The sequence below is a fragment of the Nocardioides sp. Z13_37 genome (assembly GCF_058355585.1).
Genome location: NZ_JBZGDV010000004.1, coordinates 309,756 through 331,117 on the forward strand (window position 1 = coordinate 309,756; position 21,362 = coordinate 331,117).

The 21,362-nt window shown below is 71.9% G+C and carries 19 protein-coding genes and 1 pseudogene; 9 read left to right on the top strand and 11 right to left on the bottom strand.

Going from position 1 to position 21,362, the window contains the following annotated elements; genetic code table 11:
• Nucleotides 1–181 precede the first annotated feature (181 nt).
• The gene (locus tag AC4H2S_RS12695) at nucleotides 182–790 is read right to left on the bottom strand and encodes a TetR-like C-terminal domain-containing protein (RefSeq protein ID WP_491497342.1); all 609 of its coding nucleotides are present in this window, start codon (nucleotides 788–790) and stop codon (nucleotides 182–184) included.
• A gap of 470 nt (nucleotides 791–1,260) precedes the next feature.
• Here AC4H2S_RS12695 and AC4H2S_RS12700 point away from each other — a divergent pair.
• The 5 genes and pseudogenes from AC4H2S_RS12700 to AC4H2S_RS12720 form a co-directional block, all read left to right on the top strand.
• Nucleotides 1,261–1,628: pseudogene (locus tag AC4H2S_RS12700) on the top strand (transposase family protein); the annotation flags it as partial.
• 108 nt (nucleotides 1,629–1,736) lie between these two features.
• Nucleotides 1,737–2,036, top strand: coding sequence for a putative antibiotic biosynthesis monooxygenase (locus AC4H2S_RS12705; RefSeq protein WP_491497381.1), 300 nt, complete (start codon nucleotides 1,737–1,739; stop codon nucleotides 2,034–2,036).
• A 1,104-nt stretch (nucleotides 2,037–3,140) separates the two neighbouring features.
• A complete protein-coding gene (locus AC4H2S_RS12710) occupies nucleotides 3,141–3,518 on the top strand; it encodes an IS5 family transposase (RefSeq protein ID WP_491497343.1) in 378 nt (125 codons plus the stop codon).
• Nucleotides 3,493–4,020, top strand: coding sequence for an IS5 family transposase (locus tag AC4H2S_RS12715; RefSeq protein WP_491497344.1), 528 nt, complete (start codon nucleotides 3,493–3,495; stop codon nucleotides 4,018–4,020). The genes AC4H2S_RS12710 and AC4H2S_RS12715 overlap by 26 nt, the downstream gene beginning before the upstream one ends.
• A 103-nt stretch (nucleotides 4,021–4,123) precedes the next feature.
• The gene (locus tag AC4H2S_RS12720; RefSeq protein WP_491497345.1) at nucleotides 4,124–4,984 is read left to right on the top strand and encodes an alpha/beta fold hydrolase; all 861 of its coding nucleotides are present in this window, start codon (nucleotides 4,124–4,126) and stop codon (nucleotides 4,982–4,984) included.
• Between the two features lie 60 nt (nucleotides 4,985–5,044).
• On the opposite strand, the gene lysX is transcribed toward AC4H2S_RS12720, so the two are convergent.
• The 4 genes from lysX to AC4H2S_RS12740 all read right to left on the bottom strand — a co-directional run bounded on the left by lysX (nucleotide 5,045) and on the right by AC4H2S_RS12740 (nucleotide 11,840).
• Entirely contained in the window at nucleotides 5,045–8,395 is a 3,351-nt protein-coding gene (gene lysX / locus AC4H2S_RS12725) for a bifunctional lysylphosphatidylglycerol synthetase/lysine--tRNA ligase LysX (protein WP_491497346.1), read from the bottom strand.
• On the bottom strand, nucleotides 8,392–9,123 hold the full coding sequence (locus tag AC4H2S_RS12730; RefSeq protein ID WP_491497347.1) for a DUF998 domain-containing protein: 732 nt from the start codon (nucleotides 9,121–9,123) through the stop codon (nucleotides 8,392–8,394). The genes lysX and AC4H2S_RS12730 overlap by 4 nt, the downstream gene beginning before the upstream one ends.
• Nucleotides 9,124–9,360: 237 nt before the next feature.
• Nucleotides 9,361–10,242 carry a DUF559 domain-containing protein gene (locus AC4H2S_RS12735; RefSeq protein ID WP_491497348.1) on the bottom strand — a complete coding sequence of 294 codons (882 nt, stop codon included), beginning with the start codon at nucleotides 10,240–10,242 and terminating at the stop codon, nucleotides 9,361–9,363.
• 146 nt (nucleotides 10,243–10,388) lie between these two features.
• Nucleotides 10,389–11,840 carry an RNB domain-containing ribonuclease gene (locus AC4H2S_RS12740; protein ID WP_491497349.1) on the bottom strand — a complete coding sequence of 484 codons (1,452 nt, stop codon included), beginning with the start codon at nucleotides 11,838–11,840 and terminating at the stop codon, nucleotides 10,389–10,391.
• Between the two features lie 51 nt (nucleotides 11,841–11,891).
• On the opposite strand from AC4H2S_RS12740, the gene yaaA reads away from it, so the two are divergent.
• Complete coding sequence (gene yaaA / locus AC4H2S_RS12745) at nucleotides 11,892–12,671, top strand: peroxide stress protein YaaA (RefSeq protein WP_491497350.1); 780 nt, start codon at nucleotides 11,892–11,894, stop codon at nucleotides 12,669–12,671.
• On the opposite strand, the gene AC4H2S_RS12750 is transcribed toward yaaA, so the two are convergent.
• The 4 genes from AC4H2S_RS12750 to AC4H2S_RS12765 are packed head-to-tail and all read right to left on the bottom strand — an operon-like array spanning nucleotide 12,668 to nucleotide 17,223.
• Entirely contained in the window at nucleotides 12,668–13,762 is a 1,095-nt protein-coding gene (locus AC4H2S_RS12750) for an FUSC family protein (protein WP_491497351.1), read from the bottom strand. The two genes, yaaA and AC4H2S_RS12750, sit on opposite strands and share 4 nt — an antisense overlap.
• Nucleotides 13,763–13,776: 14 nt before the next feature.
• Nucleotides 13,777–14,517 carry a zinc ribbon domain-containing protein gene (locus tag AC4H2S_RS12755; RefSeq protein ID WP_491497352.1) on the bottom strand — a complete coding sequence of 247 codons (741 nt, stop codon included), beginning with the start codon at nucleotides 14,515–14,517 and terminating at the stop codon, nucleotides 13,777–13,779.
• A 13-nt stretch (nucleotides 14,518–14,530) separates the two neighbouring features.
• Nucleotides 14,531–15,649 (bottom strand): Nif3-like dinuclear metal center hexameric protein, encoded by a 1,119-nt coding sequence (locus tag AC4H2S_RS12760; RefSeq protein ID WP_491497353.1) that lies wholly within the window; start codon nucleotides 15,647–15,649, stop codon nucleotides 14,531–14,533.
• Nucleotides 15,650–15,690: 41 nt separating this feature from the next.
• On the bottom strand, nucleotides 15,691–17,223 hold the full coding sequence (locus AC4H2S_RS12765; protein WP_491497354.1) for an AMP-binding protein: 1,533 nt from the start codon (nucleotides 17,221–17,223) through the stop codon (nucleotides 15,691–15,693).
• Nucleotides 17,224–17,382: 159 nt separating this feature from the next.
• On the opposite strand from AC4H2S_RS12765, the gene AC4H2S_RS12770 reads away from it, so the two are divergent.
• Genes AC4H2S_RS12770 through AC4H2S_RS12780 form a run of 3 tightly spaced genes read left to right on the top strand, consistent with a single transcriptional unit; the run spans nucleotide 17,383 to nucleotide 19,911 of the window.
• Nucleotides 17,383–17,805: a hypothetical protein gene (locus AC4H2S_RS12770; protein ID WP_491497355.1), complete on the top strand. Its 423-nt coding sequence runs from the start codon at nucleotides 17,383–17,385 to the stop codon at nucleotides 17,803–17,805.
• On the top strand, nucleotides 17,744–19,258 hold the full coding sequence (locus AC4H2S_RS12775; RefSeq protein WP_491497356.1) for a sensor histidine kinase: 1,515 nt from the start codon (nucleotides 17,744–17,746) through the stop codon (nucleotides 19,256–19,258). Before AC4H2S_RS12770 ends, AC4H2S_RS12775 begins: the two co-directional genes overlap by 62 nt.
• A complete protein-coding gene (locus tag AC4H2S_RS12780) occupies nucleotides 19,243–19,911 on the top strand; it encodes a response regulator transcription factor (protein ID WP_491497357.1) in 669 nt (222 codons plus the stop codon). The genes AC4H2S_RS12775 and AC4H2S_RS12780 overlap by 16 nt, the downstream gene beginning before the upstream one ends.
• Before the next feature lie 31 nt (nucleotides 19,912–19,942).
• On the opposite strand, the gene AC4H2S_RS12785 is transcribed toward AC4H2S_RS12780, so the two are convergent.
• The gene (locus tag AC4H2S_RS12785) at nucleotides 19,943–20,842 is read right to left on the bottom strand and encodes a serine/threonine-protein kinase (RefSeq protein ID WP_491497358.1); all 900 of its coding nucleotides are present in this window, start codon (nucleotides 20,840–20,842) and stop codon (nucleotides 19,943–19,945) included.
• A gap of 26 nt (nucleotides 20,843–20,868) precedes the next feature.
• Nucleotides 20,869–21,258: a hypothetical protein gene (locus tag AC4H2S_RS12790; RefSeq protein ID WP_491497359.1), complete on the bottom strand. Its 390-nt coding sequence runs from the start codon at nucleotides 21,256–21,258 to the stop codon at nucleotides 20,869–20,871.
• Between the last annotated feature and the right edge of the window lie 104 nt (nucleotides 21,259–21,362).

A 21,362-nucleotide genomic window follows, 5' to 3' on the forward strand; every position in this document is an offset into this window, starting at 1 on the left:
ACCTTCACCGACTCAGCGTGACGGATCAGCAGCGAGGTGAACCGCCCCGGCATGTCCGGAGACTCTGGCCGTCTGCCTCGGTCTCTTCGGGCGGGGACGTCCCTGCAGCGCTCAGCAGCCCATCTCGTCACGGTGGCCAGACCCCAATCGCGAGGCAGGCCAAGATGTCAAGGAGCCGTCATCAGCCCTCGCCACTCCCAGCACCGCGAAGCGCCTGGTCGACAAGCCGGGGCACGAGAGCTTCGTCAAAGGGGACTCTGAGCACGAGCAATCGGTGGTAACAGGCACCCCAGAGTTGATCGACGATGATGTCCAGGTCTGCGTCGTCGCGCAGTTGCCCCCGCCTCTGGCCAGCCAGCAATCGCTGGCGAGCCAGTTCGCGTCGAGGGCGCGCGTATCGCTCCGCCCAAGCCTGTGCGATATCAGGGTCCATCTGGGCGGCGCCGACCAGTTCGGAGACGGGCGTGGCCGCGCCATCTTCGATCAGCCACCGCACGAACGACGTCAACTGGGTCACGAGGTCCTCGCGCACATCGCCGGTGTCGGGGAAGTCCAGCACTGGAGCGCTTTGGGTGAAGTACGCCTCCGCTGCGAGCGCTCCCGGCGAGGGCCACCACTTGTACAACGTCATCTTGCTCGAACCAGACTCCTCCGAGACCCGGCCGAACGTCACGGCAGCAAGCCCGTCACGCAGGAGGATCCGCCCTGCCGCGTCGAGCACTCCGGCGCGAACCTCTGCTGCTGGCCGCCGGCCACGCCCCCTGCGGGCCGTCGTGGACTGTTCGGACATCGCCACCTCGTCTCTCCGAGCCACGGTACATCTGTACTCATTGTACATTTCACCCGAACGGTCGTAATGTACTTCTCGTCCACATAATGACAGGGAGTCACACCATGAGCAGCACTATCGACCGCGTTGCCATGGTCACAGGCGGCTCCGGCCGCATTGGCCGGGTCAGCGCGCGACGTCTGGCTGCAAACGGCGTTGCCGTCGCCGTGCACTACAACGGCAACAAGGATGGTGCCGACGAGACCGTCGCGGGCATCACCGCGACCGGAGGCAGTGCGGTGGGCTGTTCGAAGCCGGCACCAGCGATGACGCTGTGCCGCCGAGCGCCACTCGGCGCGCGATCACAGCCGCCGCGGCCACCAGGGAACCCACGGCGATCGCGACACTCGGCGAGCCCGCCGAGCTGGCCACAGGTCTCGAATCGCCTTGGGGCCTGACCTTCGTGCCCGACGGTTCGGCCCTCGTCTCCGGTCAAGGACGTGTACTCCAACAAGATCGTGGGCTACTCGATCAACTCGCGGATCAAGGCGTCGCTTGCGTCTCGGCGATGCGAAATGCGATCGCCCTGCGCTCACCGACCGGCACGATTGCCACTCCGACCGAGGAGGTCTAGTCCGCGCGAAGAAGACCCAACAACTGCACGAACAACGGCCTGATCGGGTCGATGGCCCGCTCCTACGGCGCCGGGGACAACGCCAGCATGGAGAACTTCTTCTCCGCTCAACACCCGACGCTGGGACACCCGCGAAGACCTACCCCTGGCCATCGTCACCTGGATCGAAACCAAGTACAACGCCGACGTCGCCAACGCGCCCTCGGAAAGCTCACCCCGCTGGAGTTGAGATCTACGCGGCCGCAGAAGCGGCCTGACTACCGCAAACCCCGAGTGTCAACCAGACCGGGGGCAGTCCCGCACGCCCCCATCGAGTTCAGAAGGAGCACCACAATGTCCAACCCCCACAACACCCCGAGCAGCCCCGCCGACGGCGGCGCCGCAGTCCGTCCCGCTGTCGCGCTGAACCCGGTCGGCCCACCGACCAAGCACCAGCTCGCCCTGATGATCTGGATCGCCGTCTTCCCGACGCTCACCGTCATCAATCTGATCATCGGTCCGTACCTGAAGGACACCAACACCGTGCTGCGCACGTTCGTGCTCGTGACTATCGCCGTTCCCATCGTGATCTACGTCCTGATGCCGCGTTTGCACCGCATCCGTGGACGCATCCTCGCCCGGCGCGCCGCCTGACGGCACCAGATGCAGGGCCAACCCAGTCTCGTCGCAGATACGCAGAGCCCCGGACGCCGGCCCGCCACGACGGCACGAGCACAGCTCGAGCCAGGCACCGCGGCCACAGCCCCTGGGAGGCGGGGCGTTCCGCCTCCCAGAGGCTGCGGCCGTCACCAGCGGCCGTCATCACAGCGTGCGGACGAATCACCACTCTGTCTACCAAGACCTGATCCGGTAGCCCAGACACCTGGTGCCTGACCCGTTCTCCGGACACGGGTGGTGTGGTGATCATGCCGCTCCGTCGGCGGCGGTGTGACCAGCAGCGACCTGTTGGTGCTGCCACGATCCAGTAGTGCTCGGCGCAGGGCACCAGGTCACGCTCGGTGCCGGCCGCCCGGACGTCGATGTCGGGAAGGTCGTCGACGCCACTGCGGCGACGAAGACGCCCGACAGCTCCTCGGCGATCGCGCGCAACGTTCGCTCGTCGATCGTCGAGCGCTGTTCCACGCCGTCCGGGTCACCAGGGTCGGATCGTCCGGCGCGATGGGCATCACACCGCCCGCACCTCCGACATCTCCGTCGGCGTCGACCTCTCCCGCGAGGCGCTCACAGTGGCGGCCGAGCGGCGTCCCGGGAGCGGGCGGGTGCTCGTCTGCGCCGGTGACGAGCCGGGGGCGAGTGCCATTCACAGTGCATGGTCGTCGACGGTGGTACCGGCTAGACCTGCTCGAGTTGCTGGTGCGCGCGCAGGTTGCTAGAGAACGTGGCCGTGTCCCGGCGGGGTGATTTGGAGCACCGCACGGCGGTGGGTGGAACTGGCGCAGCCGCCGGCGGCCATCGGATCGTGCCCAGCGGTGGCAGCTGCCTCGGCTGTAAGTAGCGGCAGGGACTGTGGCGCCAGAGGACCGTTCGTGCTGTGCAGAGGGTCGCCCCCCGCAGTCCGCAAACAGTCCGCAAGAGCTTCATCGACAGCCATTGGTGACCATCTACCGGTTCTGCGTTTTCGCAGGTCCAGAGCCCTATAGGCGTCGACAACCGCTGGTCGCACCTACGCGAGGTCCATCTCGGCCTAGGGCGTGTTGCTAAAGGGTTGGGGTGGCGTGGGCGGGCAGGCTTGTCGACGTGTCGCGTGATGTGATCTCAGACGAGGCGTGGGCGGTGATCGGCCCGCTGTTCCCGCCGGCGAAGGCTACGGGCCGTCCGCCGGTGGATCGGCGCGTAGTGGTGGAGGCGACGGCGTGGCGGTTCCGGAAGGGCGCTCCGTGGCGGGACGTGCCGGAGCGGTTCGGGAACTGGAACACGATCTACAAGAACTTCAACCGGTGGTCCGAGCAGGGCGTGTGGGCGCGGGTGCTGGAGAAGACGCAGTCACTCGCGCAGCGGTCCGGGGACCTGGACTGGGTCGCGTCGATCGACTCCACGATCGTGCGCGTGCACCAGCATGGCGCGACGCTTCCCCGCGCCACAGGGGGCTTTGTCGAACTACAAGAAGTTCGGTGACGAGCCTCCTGATCATGCGATCGGCCGCTCCCGCGGCGGGCTGACCACGAAGAGCCACCTGGTCTGTTACGGGAAGGGGCGTGCGCTCGCGTTCCTTTTGACGCCGGGACAGACGGCGGATACGAGCATGCTCATCGACACGCTCTCGGAGATCCGTATGGCTGGCCGCACAGGCAGGCCCCGGTCCCGGCCGGACCGACTGCTCGCTGACAAGGGCTACCCGTCTCGGGCGAACCGGGCGTGGCTGCGCGAACACGGGATCGCAGCGACGATCCCCGAACGCGACGACCAGATCGCGCACCGCCGGAAGAAGCCGGGACGCCGGATCGACTTCGGTGATGAGCAGAAGGAGCGCTACAAGGGTCGCAACGTCGTCGAACGGTGCTTCAACAAGCTCAAGCAATGGCGAGGCATCGCGATGCGCTCAGACAAGACCGCCCGGAACTATCACTCCGCTCTCTGCCTCGCCGCCATCCTCCACTGGGTCAGCACCACACGCTAGAGTTCGTGGGCCATGCTCGGGGCTCTCTGCCACTCGGGCAGGGGGCGTGGAGGTCTACCTATTGTCGTGTGATGCGGGAGTTCGCTCGGCTTAGGATCGGATCATGCCGTCCGTTTTCTCCGTTCGCCGCCCGTCAGGCCGGTCGCTGACTGGTCTCGTCCATGGTCCGGCGGACGGGACACCGATTCTGTTCATCGCCGGGGCGGGAACCGGCAAGTCCATGGTGTTCGGTGAGGATTTGCTTGATACTCGCGGGATCCGGTTGATCACGATGGATCGTCCCGGCATGGGTGGTTCGGACCCCGATCCCACCCGCACCCCCGCGTCCACAGCAGACGACTATCGCGCGTTCGCCGCCGCCGTGCTCGGCGTAACCAAACCCAACGTTCCCATTGTTGCGAACTCGCAGGGCGCAGTGTTCGGTCTGGCCGCGGCCGCCCAGGGGTGGGCACAGACTCTTGTTCTGGCCTCACCAGCAGACGAAGTAGCCAACCCGTCGGTGCGCGCGCTGCTTCCCGAGGCTGCGCGTGCTCTCCCCGATCTCGCGCAGAGTACACCAGACGCCGCCCGGGACCTCCTGCGTTCCTTCACACCGCATGCCATGCGCGCCATGGTCCTGGACGGGTCCGACGCGCAGGACCGTGCCGTCTACACCTCACCTGCCTTCGACACCCTCTACCAAACCGCTCTCGCGGAGGGCTTTGCGAGAGACGGCAGCGGGTACGTCGCCGACACAATCATGGCAATCGCACGCTGGCCCATCGATCTTGCCGCGATCACGACTCCTGTCACCGTGCTCTTCGGCGCCCACGACCAGGTTCACTCCCCCGATCACGGTGCGCTCCTCACAACCCGCCTCCCAAACGCTCAACGAACCGTTATAAGCAACGCCGCCGGCGCACTCCTCTGGACACACTCCGACCTAGTGTTCAACACAGCGCTCCAGCAACCGGACATGCTTTAGCAACACGCCCTACAGGCCGACCCACTCCCCCCGGCCTCGTCCGCCGCCAGTCGGCGGCGCCTAGCGGTTCGGCTTCACCAGCGGGAACAGGATGGTGTCGCGGATGCTGCGCCCGGTCAGGTTCATCACCAGGCGGTCGATCCCCAGCCCCATGCCGCCGGTCGGCGGCATGCCGTACTCGAGCGCCTCGAGGAAGTCCTCGTCGACCTGCATGGCCTCGGCGTCGCCGGCCGCGGCGAGCAGCGACTGCGCGACCAGCCGCGCGCGCTGGTCGACCGGGTCCACCAGCTCGGAGTAGGCCGTGCCCTGCTCCGCGCCGAACATCACGAGGTCCCACTTCTCGGCCAGCCGCGGGTCCGTCCGGTGCGGACGCGTCAGTGGGGCGTTCTCCTTGGGGAAGTCGGTGTAGAACACGGGCGTGGTGGTCTGCCCTTCGCAGAGCTCCTCGTAGATCGCCTCCAGCACCGGGCCCCACGACGGGTCGAGGTCGACCTCGAGCCCGATGCGCTCGGCGTGCCGGACGAGCTCGGAAAGCGGGGTGTCGGCGGTGACCTCCTCCCCCAGCGCGTCGGACACGGCCCGGCAGACGGTGCGGACGGGCCACTGGCCCGAGAGGTCGACCTCGACGACCGCGCCGTCGGCGCCGGCGCGGCGGGCCACCGGTGAGCCGTAGACGGCCGTCGCAGCCTCCTGGATGAGCTCCTGGGCCAGGATCCGCATGCTGTCGTAGTCGGCGTAGGTCTCGTACACCTCGAGCGAGGTGAACTCCGGGTTGTGCTTGACGTCGGCGCCCTCGTTGCGGAACTGCCGACCGATCTCGAAGACCCGCTCCATCCCTCCCACCACCAACCGCTTGAGGTGCAGCTCGGTCGCGATGCGCAGGTAGAGGTCGAGGTCGTAGGCGTTGATGTGGGTCTCGAACGGTCGCGCGTTGGCCCCGCCGTGGATCGTCTGCAGGATCGGCGTCTCGACCTCGGTGAAGCCTCGCGCATGCAGGCCGTCGCGGATGCTGCGGACGATGGCGGCGCGCCGGTAGGCCATCGTGCGGGAGTCGGGCCGGACGATCAGGTCGACGTAGCGCATCCGTACGCGGGCGTCCGGGTCGGTGAGCCCCTTGTGCTTGTCGGGCAGCGGGCGCAGCGACTTGGCGGCCATCAGGAGCGACGTCGCCCGCACGCTGAGCTCGCCCGTGTGCGTCGTGACGACCTCGCCCGTGACGCCGACGTGGTCGCCGAGGTCGATGGAGTGCTCCCAGAACGAGAGCTGCTCCTCCCCCACGTGGTCGGCATCGACCATCATCTGGAGGTCCCCGCTCCCGTCGCGGAGGGTCGCGAACCCCACTCCCCCCATGTCGCGCTTGAGGAGCACCCGGCCGACCACCGAGACCTGGTGACCGGTGTCGACGTCCGGGCCGAGGTCGCCGACGAGCGAGCGCACCTCCGCGAGCGTGTGCGTACGCGGCACGGTGACCGGGTAGGGCTCCACGCCGTCGGCGCGCAGCCGGTCGAGCTTGTCGCGCCGCACCCGCATCTGCTCCGGGAGGTGCGCACTCGACAGCGCCTCGGCCACCACGTCGCGCTCGGGGCGCATCAGTGCCAGGACGGCCGCTGCGTGCTCGTTCCCGCCGGTCGCGAACGCGTGCTCCCTCGTGTTGTGACGCAGCAGCGCGATCGACGGGGCCGTCAGGAACCCCTCGGCGCTCCCGGCGGCCGTTCCGACCCGGGGCAGGTCGGAGGCGTACTCGAAGCCCATGTAGCGGGGCTGCCACTCCGGCTGGTACTTGGCGTTGGAGCGGTAGAGCGACTCCAGCTGCCAGTTCTTGCTCGCGAGGAGGAGGGCCTGGCGCCAGACCTTGGCCACAGGTCCCGCCCCGACCTCCGCACCTCGCTCGAAGGCCTCGCGGAACATCGCGAAGTTGAGCGACACCGGGCCGACGCCGAGGCGCGGCGCCTGCTCGGCGAGGCTGGCGACCATCAGCTCGACCAGACCGTTGTCGGCGGTGGGGTCGCGCCGCATCAGGTCGAGGGACAACCCGGTGCGGCCCCACGGGACGAAGCTCAGGAAGCCACGCAGCCGACCGTCGGCGTCGTGCGCCCGGACCAGGACGCACTGCCCGTCGAGCGGGTCGCCGAGCCGTCCGAGCGCCATCGAGAATCCCCGCTCGTCCCCGCCGTCGCCGCGCCACTGACCGGCGGCGTCCGCCAGGGCGGCGAAGTCGTCCTCGCCGAGCGTGGCGTGGCGGACGACCGTCGCGGTGTACCCGCGCCGGTGGAGTCGCGAGACCGACTGGCGCACGGGCTTCATGCCGGCCCCGTTGAGGGAGAAGGCGCCCATGTCGACGATCGCCTCGTCGCCGATGTCGAGCATCGTCAGGCCCGCGTCGGCGTAGGCCAGCGCACCCTCGTGGCCGGCCCCCATGACGGCGAGCGACCACCCGCTCCGGCGCGCCTCCCGGCGCCAGCGCTCGATCGCGTCCGGCCAGTACTGCGGGTCACCGATCGGGTTGCCGCTGGCGAGGCTGACCGAGCCGACGACGCGGTAGGACACCCCGGCCCGGGCGGTCGTGGGGTCGCCGGTGTCCCAGACGACCGACTTGTCGCGCCGCGTCGCGAAGTAGCCGAGCGAGTCGTGGTCGCCGGAGTCGCGCAGCATCGCGCGCACCGTGGCCTCCTCGGCGACGTCGAGCAGCCGGCTGTCGCGGGGCGAGCGGAACAGCAGGACCGCGGTGGACAGCACGACCGCCGTGCCGGCCAGGCCGATGACCGCGCGCACCCACCAGGGGACGGTGACGTCGGTGCCGGGACCGACCCGGCCGACGTCGACCACAATGGTGTTGAGGACATACCCGACCGCCTCACCGAGGTCGGCCGCCGTGCCGAAACGCTGGGTGAGCAGCGCTCCGCCGACGAGCACGACGGCGCCGCCGACGAGGAAGAGCGCCGCGGCCGACCAGAGGGTGCTGGCGACGCTGCGGGCGACGAACTGGGGCCGTACGCGCACCGCGAGCACGAGGACTGCGGTGACGACCACGAAGCCGACGCTGGCCGGCACGACCCGCTCGCCCTGGACGATCGACAGCACCCGCCCGACCTGCGGCACGACCAGCCACCAGACCACCAGGACCCACCACGCCGCCCGTAGGCGACGCCGCAGCGCCACCGCGACGACGAGGACGAGCGAGGCGTAGACCACGCTCGGCACCACCGGCACCAGCAGCAGCGAGACGACGTCGTCGTTCCGCGCGAAGTAGCGCCCCCACGCGGGGACGAGCGCGACGACGAGCACGACGAGCGCCAACGCGTAGGCGGCCGAGGCGAACAGGTCCGGCCATCGGTCGTCGGCCGGTGTGTGCTGCGGGACGCTGCGCTGGGGGGACGCGTCCGCGGGCTCCTGGCCGGACCTCGTGCTCATCGCTCATCGGTCCTTGCCTGGGCGGAGGCAGGTCCCTGCTCGTCCGGTCCGGCCGCGCGCGCGGGCCTCGAGCTCGGGTCGAGGTGGTGGGGGTGGGCGGCGACGACACCCAGGCAGACGATCCAGGCGCTCACGAAGAGGATGTGGACGCGTTGCGCTGCGCTGGCGATCCACAACGCGTCACTGAAGTAGCCGAAGTAGGCGAACAGGCTGGTGAAGACGACCCCGCCGACCCAGAAGTCCCAGAAGGCGACCCGACGCAGCCACACGGGGCCGGTCTCGTGGGTCGCGCGCCACACCGCCGCCATGCCGACGAAGAGCGCACCCTCCGAGACGATGCTGGCTCCGTTGTGGATGAGGGACTGCGCCAGCTGGCGCGGGGCGTCGCAGGTCCCGCCCGCTCCGCAGGGAGTCGGGACCGCAGCCGCGGCGGCCGCTCCGAGCGCGAACACGACGGTCCCCCAGATGGCGACCTCGCGCCACCGTCCGGGCGGGAGCAGCGAGCGTACGCGCGGCAGGAGCGCCACGACCAGCACGCCGCACACCACGTCGGTGACCCGCAGCACCACCGCGTGGGGCTCGCCGGGCGCCCCGAGCGTGCTGACGACCAGGTCCATCCCCTCGAACCCCCGCAGGATCCAGTCGAGGATGAAGTTGGCGTAGAGCAATCCCGCCACGCAGCCGACGACCAGCAGCCCGGGACGACGATCCGACCGCTCGCGGCTCACGGGTGCCCGCTTCGTGCCCGAGCACGGCGGGCGACGGTGGACCCGTCGCGAGGCACGACGTGAGTGGAGGGCGCGACAGCCCGCAGGTCGGCCGGCCGCCAGCGCGCCACACCGTGGCGCTCGCTGTCCGTGTGGGACATGTCGAACAGTGTGCCGGACGAGGGTCCGGGCCGGTCGCGTCGCAGCCGCGCCCGCCCCGGCGCGTCGGACAGGACGAACCCCGATTGGGTCGGCGACTCACGCGGTGGCCGCGAGGCCGCCGCGGACTTCCTCCTGTCCGACAGGACGTACGACCTGGGCGAGCACCCAGCGGACGTAGCTCTGCTCGAGCATCACCTGCTCCCACGTGAACCGGAGCACCCGCCACCCGTGGAGCACAAGGAGGTTGTAGCGGGCGCAGTCGCGCGCGTGGGCGCCTCGGGTCGCGTGGAAGGTCCACGAGTCGGCCTCGATGACGACCCTGAGGGCCGGCACGACGAGGTCGGGGTGCACGGTCCCCGTCCCCAGATCGACAGCGAGCTGCGGGTGCACGTCCAGCGCGGCGTCGAGGCACAGCGCCCGGAGGACGGACTCGAAGGGGTTGGCGGCTCGGCCGTCCGCGTGGCGCAGGACCCGTCGCACCGCACCGGCTCCCGCGCCGCGCACGCGTACGGCGTCCAGCTCCGCGCGCGTCACGTCACCGCGCAGGGCCGAGTCCGCGATCGCGAGGGCCTCGTCGAAGGGGAGGTGACGCGCGCAGTCGACCACCGTCCTGAGGGGACCGGTGACTCCGACTGCCGCGTCGTCCGCCGCGACGGGCATCCACACCACCCGCGCGCCCTCGCGACGATCGGGCGCCAGGTGACGCCGGGGGCTCACCGCGACCTCGGGCACGGGTGGTGGCAGCTTCATCGCCCAGCCGTGGTGCGCGGCGGCGCTGCGCAGGCACACGACGCCCGCCAGCTCGCTGGCCGCTCGCCGGGCGTCCTCGGAGGTGGGGAGCACGTAGCGCCCCCGCGCGACCCGCACCACCTCGCCGGTCTCCACCGCGGCCCGGAGCGTGCGGCGCGTCGTCAGCCGCAGGAGCTGCTGGTGCGTGGCCTGGCCACCGCACCGCACCAACGCCTCCACGGGACCCATGCGGTCAGCCTGCCGACATCGCCGCGCCCTCGCTCGCGCCCTCCACAGCCGGGCCTGTCAGACAGGACGAAGCCGGGCCCGCGCACCGGCGTACGCGCGCGCGGCCGGCGTCGGCCGGACTTCCTCCTGTCCGACGCGCCGGGGCCTCAGGCGAGCCGGAACTCCACCTTCCGCGTGCGCGGGTCGGCGACCACCAGCTCGACGGTGACCTCCTCGCCGAGGGGCAGGTCGGTGGTGGCGGTGACCCGGGACTCGATGGCGGGGTCCTGGATGGTGATGTCGCCCTTCTGCTTGCTCTTGTCGTCGAGGTCGACGACGACGGCGGCGAAGCGCTCGCCCACCCGCTCGTGGAGCAGCTCGGCCTCGCAGAGGTCGACGACGGCGTTCTCGTAGCGGTTGGCCCGGCGGCCCGACTCGGTCATCGTGTCGGGCAGCCCGGCCATCGCCTCGACCACCCACGCCGGAACCTCGGTGCCCGCGCAGAGCGCCACGCAGATCTCGCCGGCGTAGCGGTCGGCGAGGCGGCGCAGCGGCGCCGTGACGTGGGCGTACTCGGAGGCGAGGGCGGAGTGCTGGGCCTGGGCGGGCAGCTCGCCGTTGAACACGACGTAGCCGGCACCGCGCAGCAGGCGCGTGCACGCCACGATCATCGCGGCGTGCGTCGGCCTCGACGGGTCGAGCGTGCGGATGAAGTCGGGGTAGAGCTGCTCGGCCGGCCACGCGATGCCGAGGGCGCGGGCGGTGCGGTGGAGGCGCTGCACGTCGCGTGGGTCGGCCGGCGGCAGGGTGCGCAGGATGCCCGTGCGGGCGTAGACCATCAGCGACGCCGCGGCCATCCCGGTGAGCAGCGAGATCTGCGCGTTCCAGGTCTCGACCGGCGTGAGCCTGCGGAACTCCAGGTCCCAGTGGCCGTGCTCGTTCTCGACGAGCTCCTGCTCGGGCAGGGGCAGGGAGACCCCGCCGCGGGCGGCCTCGCGGGCCAGGCGCAGCTCACCGACCTCCTGCAGCAGGCCGACCACCTCGGACGCGCGTCCGGCGTCGAGGTCGGCCTGCACACCCTCGTAGGAGAGCTTGGCGCGCGAGCGGACCAGCGCCCGCTGCACGTCGACGTCCGTGCCCTCGCCCGTCTCGTCCACCTTGATCGTCCACAGCAGGGCCGGGCGGACCTCGTCGGGGAGCAGGGACGCCGCTCCCTCGCTCAGCACGGGCGGGTGCAGCGGGATCTTGGAGTCGGCGCCGTAGAGCGTCTCGCCGCGACGGTTGGCCTCGACGTCGACGGGGTCGCCCGGTGCGACGAACGCCGCCACGTCGGCGATCGCGTAGTGGACGACGTAGCCGGTGCCGTCGCGCTCGATGTGCATCGCCTGGTCGAGGTCGCGGGCCGACTCGGGGTCGATCGTCACGAACGGGATGTCGGTGCGGTCGAGCCCGGGCAGCCTGGGCGAGGCGGCCGCCTCGGCGGCGGCGCGCTCGACGGCCTCGGGGAACGCCGCCGACACCTCGAGCTCCTGCTGGATCGCCGCGATCCCGTCGCGCATCTCCTGCGCCGTGACGCTGTCGCCCGACGACCGGACCTTCACCACACGGTTGCTCGGCATGCCCGCACCCTAGCCGTGGGCCCGACGCGGCCGCTGCCTACGCTTGCGCCCGTGCTGATCCTGCTGCCACCCAGCGAGGGCAAGACCGCTCCCCGCCGGGGCAAGCCCCTCGACCTCGACACGCTGTCGTCGCCGTCACTCACCCCGACCCGCACGGCGCTGCTCGACTCGCTCGTACGCCTGTGCCGCGACGACCCGGACGCGGCGGCCGCCGTGCTCGGCCTCGGCCGCGCCCAGCGCGACCTGGTGCAGCGCAACGCCAGCCTCATGGACGCCCCGACCGCCCGCGCCGACGCCGTCTACACCGGCGTGCTCTACGACGCGCTCGGCTTCGCGACGCTCTCCCCCGCTGCCCGCCGGCGCGCCACGTCGCGCGTCGCCGTCACCAGCGCGCTGTTCGGCATCGTGCGCCCCGGCGACCGGATCCCGGCCTACCGGCTCTCCGGCGACGCGTCCCTGCCCGGCACCGGGTCGGTGGCCGGCGCGTGGCGCGAGGTGCTCGGCGAGGCCGTCACCGACGCGCTCGGCCCGGGGCTGCTCGTCGACCTCCGCTCCGGCACGTACGCCGCCTTCTGGCGGCCCGACGAGGCGCTGGCCCGCCGCGTCGCGACCGTGCGCGTGCTCCACGAGTCCGACGGCCGGCGCACGGTCGTGAGCCACTTCAACAAGGCGACCAAGGGCCGGATCGTCCGAGCCCTGCTCGAGGACGGAGCCAACCCGCGTACGCCGCGCGCGCTCGCCGACGCGCTCACCGGACTGGGCTGGAGCGTGGAGGTCGGCGAGCCGACCGCCAGGGGCACCCAGCTCGACGTCGTCGTCACCGCCGTCTAGCGCAGCGGGATCGCGTCGGTCGCCTCGAGCGGGTCCATCCCGCAGAGCGCGAGCATGTCGGCGATGATCGAGCGCACCTGCGCGAGGATCACCTCCGCCGACAGGTCGTCGCTGTGCTCCACCTGCGCCGTGGCGCGCCCGAGCGAGATCAGGTCCTCGATGACGGCGGCGGCCATCCGGTCGGCGACGAGCTCGTCGGCGACGCGGTCGCAGAGCCCGGCCAGGTCACGCATGAGGGAGGCGTACGACGCCGGGACGGGCTCGCGGCGGTGAGAGGCCACCGCCACCCGGCGCACCACGACCCGGGTGTTGCGCAGGGCCACGTCGAGCGGCTCGACGAGCTCGGCGAGCCGGCGCTGGTGCTCGCCGTGCCGTCGCCGGAAGGGCGAGGAGCTCACCACCGACAGCCCCTCCTCCGACGCGGCGCGCAGCTCGGCGATGAGCACGTCGGTGGAGCGCGCATCGCGCAGCGCGGCCAGCGCCCGCTCGACGTCGCCGTCGCCGAGCCGGTCGGCGCTGGAGCGCAGCAGGTCGGCGATCTTGCGCACCACCACCGCGGCCTGGTCGCGCGGCTTGCGGAGCGGCGCCCGGGGCACGACGGTGGCCGCCACGAGCGCCACCGCTCCCCCGATGATCGCGTCGGTCCAGCGCAGGAACGCGTCTCCCGGGGCGGGGGCGAGCGCCGCGACCACGATGCCCTGCACGGCCGCCTGGATGACCAGCAGCTGCCCGGCGTCGAGCAGCAGCGCGATCGACATGCCGGCGGCCACGATCAGCGCGATCTGCACGCCGCCCGACCCGATCAGGTGGGTCGTCGCGTCGCCGAGGAAGACCCCGAGCGCAACGCCCACGGTCACCTCCGCGACCCGGCGCTGCCGCTGGCCGTAGGACATGCCGAGGGACACGACCGCCGCGATCGGCGCGAAGAACGGCAGCCGGTGGCCGAAGACGTCGGAGGCGAGCCACCACGCGACGCCGGCGGCGACCGCGCACTGCCCGATCACCCAGCCCTTCGCCCGCAGCCGCGCCACCCGGGCGCGCCACGACCTGCGGCTGCGCTCCGCGACCACCTCGGCGTCGACGAAGCGCACGACGCGTCGTCCTCTCAGATGCCGGACTCGTCGGTGCGCACCAGGATGCGCTGGCACTCCTCGCACCGGATGACCTCGTCGGCCGGGGCGGAGCGGATCCGCGACAGCTCGGAGGCGTCGAGGCCCATGTTGCAGCCGCCGCACTGGCGGCCCCGCAGCAGGGCGGCGCCGATGCCCTTCTGCTCGCGCAGCCGCTCGTAGAGCGCCATCAGGTCATCCGGCATTCCCTCGGTGGCGGGGCCTCGGGCGGCGGAGACCTCGTCGAGGGCACGGTCGATCTCGGCGAGCTTGTCGTCGCGGGCCGTGACGAGCTCGGCGAGCCGCGCGTCGATGTCGTCGGCGCGGATGCCGAGGCCGTCGAGCACCTGCTGGGCCTCCTCGAGCTTCTCCATCACCTCCAGCTCGGCGTCCTCCAGCGTCGAGATGCGCCGCTCGAGCGAGACCAGCTCGTGCTGCATCCGCTCCAGGTCCCTGGGGTTGGTGATCTGCCCGGTGTCCATCCGGGTGCGGTCGCGCTCGCGGCGGGCCTTGACCTGCTCGACCTCGCGATCGGCCTTGGCCTGCTCGACGGTGAGGTCGTCGACGACGATGCGCGCGTCGCGGACCCGGTCGGTGAGCTCGGTGCGCTCGGTCTCCAGCGCGCTGATCTCCGCCAGCTCGGGGATGTGGGATCGCTGGTGCCGCAGCTGGGCGGCGCGCGAGTCGAGCTCGGCGACGCCGAGGAGCGCGACCTGGTGGGTGGGATCGGCCTTCAACGGCTCTCCTGCTTCAGTGACGGAACGTCCACGGATCGGTGCACCGCGTGCTGACCCGGGTCTCGACCCTATCGTCCAGCGCTCGGCGCAGCCGAGCCTCCACCACCGGCAGCCAGGTCCACTCCGCCGCCCAGTGCGCGACGTCGACCAGTGCGGGCCCTCCGTGCTCGAGGAACTCCCCCGCCCGGTGGTGCCGGAGGTCGCTGGTGACGTAGGCGTCGACGTCGCTGTGGGCGAGCTCGTCGAGCAGGAAGTCGCCCGCCCCGCCGCACACCGCGACGCGGCGCACCGGCCGCTGCGGGTCGCCGGCGACGCGTACGCCGTGGGCGGTGGCGGGCAGCGCGGCTGCCACCCGTGCCGCGAACTGCTCCAAGGTCGTCTCGTCGACGGTGCCCGTGCGCCCGGTGCCGGTCGGGGCGAGGCCCGGGTCGGCGAGGGAGACGACGTCGTAGGCCGGCTCCTCGTAGGGGTGGGCCGCGAGCATCGCCCGCACCACGTCCGTACGACGACCGCGCGGCGCCACCGCCTCGATGCGCGCCTCCTCGACCACCTCGAGCCCGCCGACCGCGCCGATCGCGGGCGTGGCGCCCTCGAGCGGGCGGAAGCGGCCCTCGCCGGTCGAGGTCCACGTGCAGGAGTCGTAGTCGCCGAGCCGGCCGGCCCCCGCGCCGGTCATGGCCGTGCGGACGGCGTCGGCCTGGGGCAGCGGCACGAAGACGACGACCTTGTCGAGCGGCTGCGCGGGCGCCGGCCGGATCGGCGCGAGGTCGCGCAGGCCGAGGGCGAGCGCCAGCGCCTCGGAGACGCCGGAGGACGCCTGGTCGGCGTTGGTGTGGGCGGCGAGCAGGGCGCACCCGCCCGCGGTGAGCGTGTGCAGCGTGCGCCCCTTGGGGGTGTTCGCGGCGACCGAGCTGACCGGGGTGAGGAACAGCGGGTGGTGCACCACGAGCAGGTCGGCACCCCACTCGACGGCCTCGCGGGCGACCTCGACGGTCGGGTCGACGGCGAACATCACCCGGGCGACGTCCGCGGCCGGGTCGCCCGCCACCAGGCCCACGGCGTCCCACCCGTCGGCCGTGCCGGGCGGGTACCACGCGTGGAGCAGGTCGACGACATCGGCGAGGCTGGGCATCTGCGCAGGCTAGACGACGACGCGCACGGCGGGCGGCGGGGCTAGTTGACCTGGCGCTCCTGCGCCTGCCAGTAGGGCTGGCGCAGCTTGAACTTCTGCAGCTTGCCCGTCGCCGTGCGCGCGAGCTCGTCGCGGAACTCCACCGAGGTCGGGGCCTTGTACCCGGCCGCCTTGTCCTTGCACCACGCGATCAGCTCGGCCTCGTCGACGCTGGCGCCGTCGGCCAGCACGACCAGGGCCTTGATCGTCTCGCCCCACTTCTCGCTCGGCACGCCGATCACGGCGACCTCGGCGACCGCCGGGTGCGAGAAGAGCACGTCCTCGACCTCGATGGAGGAGACATTCTCGCCGCCGGTGATGATCACGTCCTTCTTGCGGTCGCTGATCGTCAGGTAGCCGTCGTCGCCGATCACCCCGCCGTCGCCGGTGCGGAACCAGCCGTCGACCAGCGCCTTCGCGGTCTCGTCGGGGCGCTCCCAGTAGCCCTCGAGGATCACGTTGGAGCGCGCCAGCACCTCGCCCTGCTCGTCGGTGCGCAGGCGTACGCCGATGGCCGGGGCACCAGCGCGCACCAGCTTGGCCGCCCGGTCCTCGGCCGACAGGTCGTCCCACTCGGCGCGGCCGCGGTTGACCGTGAGCAGCGGCGAGGTCTCGGTGAGGCCGTAGATCTGGACGAACTCCCAGCCGAGCTCCTCCTCGACGCGCACGACGGTCCTGGTGGGCGGCGGGGCGCCGGCCATGATGATCCGCACGCGGTCGCGTCCGGGGATCTCGCCCTCCCAGTCCTGCGCCGCGTCGAGCACCGCGGCCGCCACGGCGGGCGCCGCGCACATCACGGTCACGCCGTGCTGCTCGACCCGACGCAGGATCTCGGCGCCGTCGACCTTGCGCAGCACGACCTGCGGGACCCCCAGCCCGGTCATCGCGAACGGCATCCCCCAGCCGTTGGCGTGGAACATCGGCAGCGTGTGCAGGTAGACGTCGCGGTCGCTCACCCCGGCGTGCAGCCCGAAGGTCACCGCGTTGGTCCACAGGTTGCGGTGCGTCAGCTGCACGCCCTTGGGCCGGGCGGTCGTGCCGGAGGTGTAGTTGATCGTCGCGGTCGCGTTCTCGTCGGGCTGCCACTCCCGCGGCTCGGTGCCGGGCGCGGCGAACATCGTCTCGTCCTGCCCGAGCACGAACGTGTGCTCCACGTCGATGCCCCGCAGCGACTCCACCAGCTCGGGGTCGACGTAGAGCACGCGCGCGCCGGAGTGCGACACGATGTAGGCGATCTCGTCGGGCCGCAGCCGGAAGTTGATCGGCACCAGCACCCGGCCCGAGCCGCACACGCCGAAGAACGACGTGAGCAGCCGCGCCGAGTTGTGGCTGATGACGGCCACCCGGTCACCGACCTCGAGGCCGAGCTCGTCGAGGCGGGCCGCCTGGCGCCGCGAGAGCTCGTACGCCTCCGCATAGGTCACCGTGCCGAGCGACTCGGCCGGCTGGTCGGGCTCGTCGATGAAGCCCGGGCGCTCGCCGTAGACGGCCGCCGCGCGCTCGATGAAGTCGGTGACGCTGAAGGGGACGATCATGGACCCACTGTGGCACGCGTCACGCGCGCCGATCGAGGCCCGAGCGACGGGCGGCAGCCAGGCCGCGACGAGCGGACGGGGCCCGGACCGGACGGCTTGCTAAGAAAGCTCTCATCCGCCTCTCACACCGACCCCACGGCAGGCGGCCACCATCGCGCCATGGGACGGGTGACGAAGGTGCTGTTGCTCCTGGCGGTGGTGGTGCCGGTGACGGCCTACGTCGCCGGGTCGCTCGCCTCGCCCGGGGCTCCCGCACCGACCGACCACAGCCCCGTGATCCTGCGCGACGCGCCGACCGACCCGCCGAGCAGCGTCCCCGCCGACCCGCCGGCCCAGTCGCCGGACCGGTCGTCGGGTCCGCCCGGCGACGCACCGGACAGCGACGGACCGGACGGCGACGGACCGGACGGCGCGAGCGAGCGCGACGACGACGACGCACGGGTCGTGACGCCGCAGCCGACGCCGGTCCGGGAGGATGACGACGACGAGCGGGACGACGGGGCAGACGACGGGCCGGGTGATGACGACAGCGATGACCGGGACGGGGACGACCGGGAGGACGGGGACGACGGGGACGACTGACGGCGACCGCCGCGGCCTCACCCAGGTCTCGGTCCGCACCCGCATCGCCGTCGTCATCGCCGTGCTCACCGCGGCGGCGATGACCGGCGCGGGGGTGCTGGTGTACGCCTTGGAGTCCGCACGCATCGAGCGGCAGGTCAGTGACCAGATCAGCCAGGAGATCGCGGAGTTCCGCGCGCTGCGGACCGACCCCAACTCCGGGGAGCCCTTCGACGACGTCGGCCGCGTCCTCAACGTCTTCCTGACCCGCAACGTCCCCGACGACGACGAGATGCTCGTCGGCTACGTCCGCGGACAGGTCCCCGAGCGGACGGTCAACCGCTACGGCCAGGAGGTCCTCGACGAACCCGCCTACCAGGACGCCCTGGCCGACCTCGAGGGAGTCGGGGGCACGCGGGTGATCGACTCCCCCACGTTCGGCGAGACCTGGGTGACCCTCGTCCCTGTGACCAACACCCAGGGCGACGGCTCGTTGGTGCTCGTCAACTTCCTCCGCGACGAGCACGAGGAGCTCGACCGGACGCTGCGCACCTACACGCTCATCGCGCTGCTGTCACTCGGGCTCATCACCGCCGTCGCGGCGCTGCAGTCGGGGCGGCTGCTCGCTCCGCTGCGCACCCTCGAGGGCACCGCCCGCGAGATCACCGCGACGGACCTCTCCCGTCGCATCCCCGAGCGCGGCAACGACGACATCACCGCCCTCACCCGCACCATCAACGGCATGCTCGAGCGCCTCGACGCCGGGTTCGCCGCCCAGCGCCAGTTCCTCGACGACGCCGGCCACGAGCTCAAGACCCCGCTCACGGTGCTGCGTGGCCACCTCGAGCTGCTCGAGCACGAGGACCCGGCAGAGCTCGCCCAGACACGCGAGCTGCTGCTCGACGAGGTCGACCGGATGTCGCGGCTGGTGACCGACCTGATCCTGCTCGCCAAGAGTCGTCGCCCCGACTTCCTCGTCCTCCGTCAGGTCGACCTGGCCGACCTCACGCGCACGGTGCTCGCCAAGGCCACCGCGCTCGGCGAGCGGGACTGGTGCCTCGACGGCGTCGCGACCGGACGAGCGGTGCTCGACGAGCAGCGCCTCACCCAGGCACTGCTCCAGCTCGCCGACAACGCCGTGAAGCACACCGACCCCGGTGACGTGGTCGCGATCGGCTCCGCGCGCGAGGGCGGCACCGTCCGCCTGTGGGTCCGCGACACCGGCGACGGCATCCCGGTCGAGGACCGGGACGTGGTGCTCGAGCGCTTCGGCCGAGGCCAGGTGCGCGTGGGCGACGACGGCTTCGGTCTGGGGCTCAGCATCGTGCGCGCGATCGCCGACGCCCACGGCGGCGACGTACGCATCGCCGACGCCGAGCCTCGGGGCGCACACGTGGAGGTCGTGCTGCCCGACCGGGCGGCGGAGCCGACGAGCGACACCGAGAGGAAGGACGCACGATGGCCCAGATCCTGATCGTGGAGGACGAGGAGCGGATCGCCTCGTTCGTGGCGAAGGGCCTGCGGGCCGAGGGCCACCAGCCCACCGTCGCCACCGACGGTCCCAGCGGCCTCGACGAGGCGTTGTCGGGCCGCTACGACCTGATGGTCCTCGACATCGGGCTGCCCGGCATCGACGGCTTCGAGGTGCTCGACCAGCTGCGCTCGCAGGGCAGCCGGATGCCGGTCATCGTGCTCACGGCCCGCGACTCGGTGACCGACACCGTCACCGCGCTCGACAGCGGCGCGGACGACTACATGGCCAAGCCGTTCCGGTTCGCCGAGCTGATGGCGCGGACCCGGCTGCGGCTGCGCTCCCTCGCCCCGCCGGACGCGCCCGCCGGGGACGACCTGCTGACCGGCGCCCTGCGCCTGGACCGGCGCACGCGCCGCATCTCCGGTCCGCACGGCGACTGCGAGCTGTCCGCCCGCGAGTTCGCGCTCGCCGAGATCTTCCTGCTCAACCCCGGCCAGGTCCTCACCCGCGAGCAGCTGCTCGACCTGGTGTGGGGCTACGACTTCGATCCCGGCTCCAACGTCGTCGACGTCTACGTCGGCTACCTCCGCAGGAAGCTCGGCCCCGGCACGATCGCCACCGTGCGCGGGGTCGGCTACCGCCTCGACGCCTGAGCAGGATGTGCGAGCGGGGGTGTCGGGGTGGCTAGCCCCGGATCCTGAACCCGGCGAGGGAACCCCGCGGCAGCCCCGCGAGCACCGGCTCCAGTGCCTCGGCAACCTCGTGCGGCATCGGGCGGGCGTCGGGCTCGCGCTGCAGGCAGGCGTGGATCGTCTCGGCGACCACCGCAGGGACGTCGTCGGGCAGCGCGGCGGGTGCGTCGACGAGCTGGGGGAACCGCCGGCGCACGTCGCCGGAGTCGGGATCGACGGGTGCGAACGGGCGCCGACCCGCGACGGCGTGGAAGAGCGTCGCGCCCAGGCCCCACACGTCGGAGGCGAACGACGGCACCGCGCCGCCGTGCTCCCGCGCCGCGCCCGGGTCGCACTGCTCGGGGGCCATGTAGGCGTCCGTGCCGATCGGGTGACGCAGCCGGCGGGCGTCCTCGACCGGCCGCGCGACCGAGAGGTCGATGAGCCGGGCCGGCGCTCCCATGATGACGTTGCTCGGCTTGATGTCGAGGTGGGTCCACCCGATGTGGCGGAAGTAGTGGAGGGCCGAGGCGACGTCGATGGCGAGCGGGAGGTACTGCTGCTCCTGCAGCCGTCCGTAGCGGCGGACCAGGCTGGAGAGGCGGGGTCCGTCGACGTGCTCGAGCACCACATGGGGCCGGTCTGCGTGCTGCCCGTCACGGAGGCCGCGCACGACCACCGGGTGATTGACGGTGGTGAGGGCGAGGACCTCTCGGCGCAGGCCGCGCCGGGAGGACCCGTCCTTGAGCTGGGAGGGACGGAGCACCTTCACGACGACGGGCGACCACGTCACCTCGTCGAAGCACAGCCACGCCTCGTAGGCCGCCCCTCCGCCGAGGCGGCGCAGCGCACCCAGCCCGGGCGCGAGGAGCTCGCCCTCGGCGAGGTGCCAGCCGTCGTCGTTCCTGCCCATGGTGTCGCCTCCCTCCCCGGCACCGATCAGCGGCGGGTGTCGTTGCGGCTGCGGTCGTTGGTGTGGTTGGCGGTCTTGTCCCGCGTCTTGTCGCCCCCGTCGCGGGTCCAGTCGCGGGTCTTGTCGCCGCGGCTCCTGTCGCGGTCGCGGCTCACGTCGGTGACGCGGCTGTTGGTGTGGTCGTCGGTGTCGCGGCTCTGGCCGGTGTACGACGGGCTGTTGGTCCGGGTGTCGTCGTCATCGTCGTTGGTGTCGTCATCGTCGTCGTCGGCGACCAGGACGAGTGACGGCGCGTCGTCCTCGCGCTTGGTGACCTCGTCCGCGGTCGAGGAGACGACCGGCGACGACATGGCGACCAGGCCGAAGGCGGTCAGGCCGGCGACGCCGAGCAGCGTGGTGGGGAGGATCTTCCTCATCGTGGTTCCTCTCGTCGGGGGGCCGGTGCGGCCCCGGTGCCCGACAAGCGTGCGGCCGCGGCGTGAGCCGATCGTGAGGCCGCGATGAGAGGCCTCTCATCCGA